The following is a 6097-nucleotide window of genomic DNA, read 5'->3' on the forward strand; positions in this document are numbered from 1 at the left end:
AGCTACTACACCTGAAGCAAAAGAAAAGTTAAATAAAGAACTAGATAAAGCAATTAAAGAAATTGAAGATAAATTAAAGAGTTAAATTAAAACGTTATAAATTTGTTACCTGAGTTTTCTAGATACTCAGGTTTTTTAATTATTTTGCTATACATTTAAATGCTATATACTTTAAAAATCAAAAACATTCTTATAAATATTGATATGATCATTTAAATAACGAGTATAAATTCTTTATTTGGAAAATACAAATATATTTAGACAACTAAATAATAACTATAAAAAATTGATAAATATGATGAAAACATAAATGTTAAAAAGCTATTATCAACAATAAATTAAGAAATATGCTTCCAATTGAAGTTAATACTAATACAAAATTTATTGATAAATAAAAATTTCCAGAAATACAGAATATGGTAAACATATAAAGTATTATATTTCATCAAATGCCTAAGATCTATCAACTATTTTAAGCACATTACAAAAAATAAGCATTGTTGACTATTTAAATTATTCTAAAAAGTCTTTTTAAAATATTAGATTTATAATCAAAATTTTAAAAACGTTCTTCTAACTTTAGATGAGCAACCAAAGATGATAATCCATTTAAGACCGTTAGATGAAATTATTATAAAGTTTTTATTATAAGTATTTTATTTATCATCTTGATTAACCTCTTGTTTTTGAATTTTTATACTTTGAATAAAAAATAAAAAGGCAAATAATTAATAGAATTAGTGAATACATTAAAACATTACTACAAATCCAGCATATAAATATAAAACCGTTAGTAACAAAATTAATATTGTATAAAAAACTATCCTATAAACTAAGATATATGAATTTTGTCTAGTGAATTCTTTTTTATCAAATATCATAAATATATAATTATTACCAATAGGCAAAACCAACGAACTAAGCATTTGCGTCAAAGCATTTAAAATTAAGTACGATATTAACAATAATTTTGGGTCATTTATAATATTTAAAAAAAGTCAGATAAAGCTTAATAATGCAATTACTAAAATAATAATATTAAAATATAAAGACCTATTATGAGCATTTATTTTATTTAGCAAAAAGGAACACAAGGTTCCTATTAAACCAAAACCAAATATACAAATTGTAAAAATAAAGGTTCACTCTTTATAATCATAATTAACAAAACTGAAAAATTGATTAATTCCTGCTTGTTTTGGATAAAGTAAGATTGTTATTAAAAATCCTAGCGAAATTGCAAAAGTTCAATTTAAATATTTATTTTTGCTAGTTTTAATTTCAACATCGTGTTGTTCAATAAATTCAATATGATTCTTCTTTTGCTTTAAACATAAATATAATGATGTTGAAGTTAGAAATGTAATCATATTTAATAATAATGTAGCTCAAAAAGGAAAATATTTAAATAACAAAAAGCCTAAAATTGGTGATAAAAATGAAGCAAAAGATAATCCTAATGAGTTAAATAAATTATATTGTTTCATATCATGAGAATTATTTGATAAATAAAAAATTATATTTTTAATAGCTAAAAATCTAAAACTGTTAAATAAACCATATAATGAACTAGAAATAGTTAAAATCCAAGAAAATGTGTGCCCATAAATATTCGTATCAATTAAAAAGTAAATCACAAAAACAATTAATACAACTAAAAAACTTGAAAAATCTGCAAAAAATATGATTTGCTTATTAGTGAATTTTTGAACAATTTTTGGCCCAAAAAATATATACAATTAAAGCTGGCAATTGGATAAATAGATAAAACAATGAAACAAGTCAAAAATTTTCTGTTAATTTAAAAATATAAACTGACGAACTTAACTTAACCGCTTCTGTTCCTAAAATAGAAATTATTAAAGCGGATGTATATTTAAACTTATTAATAATGTTGGTTTTTTTAGTTATTACTTGTTCCATAATTTGTCCTAATATTTAATTATATTACAATCTTACTATTGCTAAAACTCTAAATTTAATAGCTCAAAATAGCAATTTTAAGCTATATTTAAGCAATTATTATCAAGGATAAATAAAAAAATATAATAAAATATATTTATGGGATTTTTTAAAAATTTAATTAATAAAGTTTTCAAAAAAGAAAACAAACAAGATATTCAAACTCTAAAAGAAGAATTAAAAGAGCAAAAGCAAAAAGAGATCTTAACAAGTGAAAAATTTAAAAAATATGAAAATGGTCTTAAAAATAGCTCTGATTTTGGTAAAAAACTTTTAGAAATTCAAAACAAATATAATCAAATAGATGAAGACTTTTTTGAAGAATTAGAAGAACTACTAATAATGTCTGATATTAACTTAAAACTAGTTGATGTAATTATTGAAAAAATCAAGCAAGAAGTAAAAATAAATAATATCGATGATCCAAAACTTATTGGCGAGCTTATTGCTGATCAACTTTTTGTAATATATACTGGAAATACAATTACTAATACTAACTTAAATTTTTCTGATGGTAGATTAAATATTTTTATCTTTGTAGGTGTTAATGGCTCAGGCAAAACAACTTCTATTGCTAAAATAGCAAATAAATACATCAAAGAAGGTAAAAAGTTTTAATAGCAGCCGCTGATACATTTAGAGCTGGCGCAGTAAACCAATTGGGTATTTGAGCAGATAGAATAGGGGCTAAAATTATAAAACCACAAAAAGAAGGCGCCGATCCTGCTTCAGTTGTATATGAATCACTTGATAAAGCCACTAGTGAACATTATGATTTATTAATCATTGATACAGCTGGAAGATTGCAAAATAAAATAAACTTAATGAATGAACTTTCTAAAATGGTTAATATTATTAAACGTTTTGTACCGGATGCTCCGCATGAATCATTGCTGGTTTTAGATGCAACAACCGGACAAAATGGTCTGTCACAAGCAAAAAACTTTAAAGAAATTGCTAATTTGACTGGTGTTATTTTGACAAAACTAGACGGAACCTCAAAAGGAGGTATAGTTCTTTCTATTAAAGATGAATATAATTTAGATGTTAAATATGTTGGATTAGGTGAAAAACTTGATGATTTACAAGAATTTGATCTTGATCTATTTATTTATATGATAAGGATCTTTTAACTGAGTATAAGAACCTTAGTCATATAAATAAATAGATCAAGATCAAATTCTTGTAAATCATCAAGTTTTTCACCTAATCCAACATATTTAACATCTAAATTATATTCATCTTTAATAGAAAGAACTATACCTCCTTTTGAGGTTCCGTCTAGTTTTGTCAAAATAACACCAGTCAAATTAGCAATTTCTTTAAAGTTTTTTGCTTGTGACAGACCATTTTGTCCGGTTGTTGCATCTAAAACCAGCAATGATTCATGCGGAGCATCCGGTACAAAACGTTTAATAATATTAACCATTTTAGAAAGTTCATTCATTAAGTTTATTTTATTTTGCAATCTTCCAGCTGTATCAATGATTAATAAATCATAATGTTCACTAGTGGCTTTATCAAGTGATTCATATACAACTGAAGCAGGATCGGCGCCTTCTTTTTGTGGTTTTATAATTTTAGCCCCTATTCTATCTGCTCAAATACCCAATTGGTTTACTGCGCCAGCTCTAAATGTATCAGCGGCTGCTATTAAAACTTTTTTACCTTCTTTGATGTATTTATTTGCTATTTTAGCAATAGAAGTTGTTTTGCCTGAGCCATTAACACCTACAAAGATAAAAATATTTAATCTACCATCAGAAAAATTTAAGTTAGTATTAGTAATTGTATTTCCAGTATATATTACAAAAAGTTGATCAGCAATAAGCTCGCCAATAAGTTTTGGATCATCGATATTATTTATTTTTACTTCTTGCTTGATTTTTTCAATAATTACATCAACTAGTTTTAAGTTAATATCAGACATTATTAGTAGTTCTTCTAATTCTTCAAAAAAGTCTTCATCTATTTGATTATATTTGTTTTGAATTTCTAAAAGTTTTTTACCAAAATCAGAGCTATTTTTAAGACCATTTTCATATTTTTTAAATTTTTCACTTGTTAAGATCTCTTTTTGCTTTTGCTCTTTTAATTCTTCTTTTAGAGTTTGAATATCTTGTTTGTTTTCTTTTTTGAAAACTTTATTAATTAAATTTTTAAAAAATCCCATAAATATATTTTATTATATTTTTTTATTTATCCTTGATAATAATTGCTTAAATATAGCTTAAAATTGCTATTTTGAGCTATTAAATTTAGAGTTTTAGCAATAGTAAGATTGTAATATAATTAAATATTAGGACAAATTATGGAACAAGTAATAACTAAAAAAACCAACATTATTAATAAGTTTAAATATACATCCGCTTTAATAATTTCTATTTTAGGAACAGAAGCGGTTAAGTTAAGTTCGTCAGTTTATATTTTTAAATTAACAGAAAATTTTTGACTTGTTTCATTGTTTTATCTATTTATCCAATTGCCAGCTTTAATTGTATATATTTTTGGGCCAAAAATTGTTCAAAAATTCACTAATAAGCAAATCATATTTTTTGCAGATTTTTCAAGTTTTTTAGTTGTATTAATTGTTTTTGTGATTTACTTTTTAATTGATACGAATATTTATGGGCACACATTTTCTTGGATTTTAACTATTTCTAGTTCATTATATGGTTTATTTAACAGTTTTAGATTTTTAGCTATTAAAAATATAATTTTTTATTTATCAAATAATTCTCATGATATGAAACAATATAATTTATTTAACTCATTAGGATTATCTTTTGCTTCATTTTTATCACCAATTTTAGGCTTTTTGTTATTTAAATATTTTCCTTTTTGAGCTACATTATTATTAAATATGATTACATTTCTAACTTCAACATCATTATATTTATGTTTAAAGCAAAAGAAGAATCATATTGAATTTATTGAACAACACGATGTTGAAATTAAAACTAGCAAAAATAAATATTTAAATTGAACTTTTGCAATTTCGCTAGGATTTTTAATAACAATCTTACTTTATCCAAAACAAGCAGGAATTAATCAATTTTTCAGTTTTGTTAATTATGATTATAAAGAGTGAACCTTTATTTTTACAATTTGTATATTTGGTTTTGGTTTAATAGGAACCTTGTGTTCCTTTTTGCTAAATAAAATAAATGCTCATAATAGGTCTTTATATTTTAATATTATTATTTTAGTAATTGCATTATTAAGCTTTATCTGACTTTTTTTAAATATTATAAATGACCCAAAATTATTGTTAATATCGTACTTAATTTTAAATGCTTTGACGCAAATGCTTAGTTCGTTGGTTTTGCCTATTGGTAATAATTATATATTTATGATATTTGATAAAAAAGAATTCACTAGACAAAATTCATATATCTTAGTTTATAGGATAGTTTTTTATACAATATTAATTTTGTTACTAACGGTTTTATATTTATATGCTGGATTTGTAGTAATGTTTTTAATGTATTCACTAATTCTATTAATTATTTGCCTTTTTATTTTTTATTCAAAGTATAAAATTCAAAAACAAGAGGTTAATCAAGATGATAAATAAAATACTTATAATAAAAACTTTATAATAATTTCATCTAACGGTCTTAAATGGATTATCATCTTGGTTGCTCATCTAAAGTTAGAAGAACGTTTTTAAAATTTTGATTATAAATCTAATATTTTAAAAAGACTTTTTAGAATAATTTAAATAGTCAACAATGCTTATTTTTTGTAATGTGCTTAAAATAGTTGATAGATCTTAGGCATTTGATGAAATATAATACTTTATATGTTTACCATATTCTGTATTTCTGGAAATTTTTATTTTATCAATAAATTTTGTATTAGTATTAACTTCAATTTGGAAGCATATTTCTTAATTTATTGTTGATAATAGCTTTTTTAACATTTATGTTTTCATCATATTTATCAATTTTTATAGTTATTATTTAGTTGTCTAAATATATTTGTATTTCCAAATAAAGAATTTATACTCGTTATTTAAATGATCATATCAATATTTTATAAGAATGTTTTTGATTTTTAAAAGTATATAGCATTTTAAATGTATAGCAAAAATAATTAAAAAACCTGAGTATCTAGAAAACTCAGGTAACAA

The 6097-nt window shown here is 22.9% G+C and carries 4 protein-coding genes and 1 pseudogene; 2 read left to right on the top strand and 3 right to left on the bottom strand.

Features of this window, described 5'->3' with window-relative positions; all coding sequences use genetic code 4:
• Positions 1-749: 749 nt before the first annotated feature.
• Both EXC48_RS00150 and EXC48_RS04800 read right to left on the bottom strand, forming a co-directional pair.
• A complete protein-coding gene (locus EXC48_RS00150; RefSeq protein WP_223216283.1) occupies positions 750-1637 on the bottom strand; it encodes an MFS transporter in 888 nt (295 codons plus the stop codon).
• A gap of 58 nt (positions 1638-1695) precedes the next feature.
• Positions 1696-1923 (bottom strand): hypothetical protein, encoded by a 228-nt coding sequence (locus tag EXC48_RS04800; RefSeq protein WP_223216284.1) that lies wholly within the window; start codon positions 1921-1923, stop codon positions 1696-1698.
• Between the two features lie 138 nt (positions 1924-2061).
• On the opposite strand from EXC48_RS04800, the pseudogene ftsY (EXC48_RS00155) reads away from it, so the two are divergent.
• A pseudogene (ftsY, locus tag EXC48_RS00155) lies at positions 2062-3095 on the top strand (signal recognition particle-docking protein FtsY).
• Here ftsY (EXC48_RS00155) and ftsY (EXC48_RS00160) read toward each other — a convergent pair.
• Positions 3092-4135 carry a signal recognition particle-docking protein FtsY gene (gene ftsY, locus EXC48_RS00160; RefSeq protein WP_129720338.1) on the bottom strand — a complete coding sequence of 348 codons (1044 nt, stop codon included), beginning with the start codon at positions 4133-4135 and terminating at the stop codon, positions 3092-3094. The pseudogene ftsY (EXC48_RS00155) and the gene ftsY (EXC48_RS00160) overlap by 4 nt on opposite strands.
• 138 nt (positions 4136-4273) lie before the next feature.
• On the opposite strand from ftsY (EXC48_RS00160), the gene EXC48_RS00165 reads away from it, so the two are divergent.
• Complete coding sequence (locus EXC48_RS00165) at positions 4274-5539, top strand: MFS transporter (RefSeq protein WP_129720339.1); 1266 nt, start codon at positions 4274-4276, stop codon at positions 5537-5539.
• Positions 5540-6097 lie beyond the last annotated feature (558 nt).

Source organism: Mycoplasmopsis cynos, assembly GCF_900660545.1.
Lineage (GTDB): Bacteria > Bacillota_I > Bacilli_A > Mycoplasmatales > Metamycoplasmataceae > Mycoplasmopsis > Mycoplasmopsis cynos.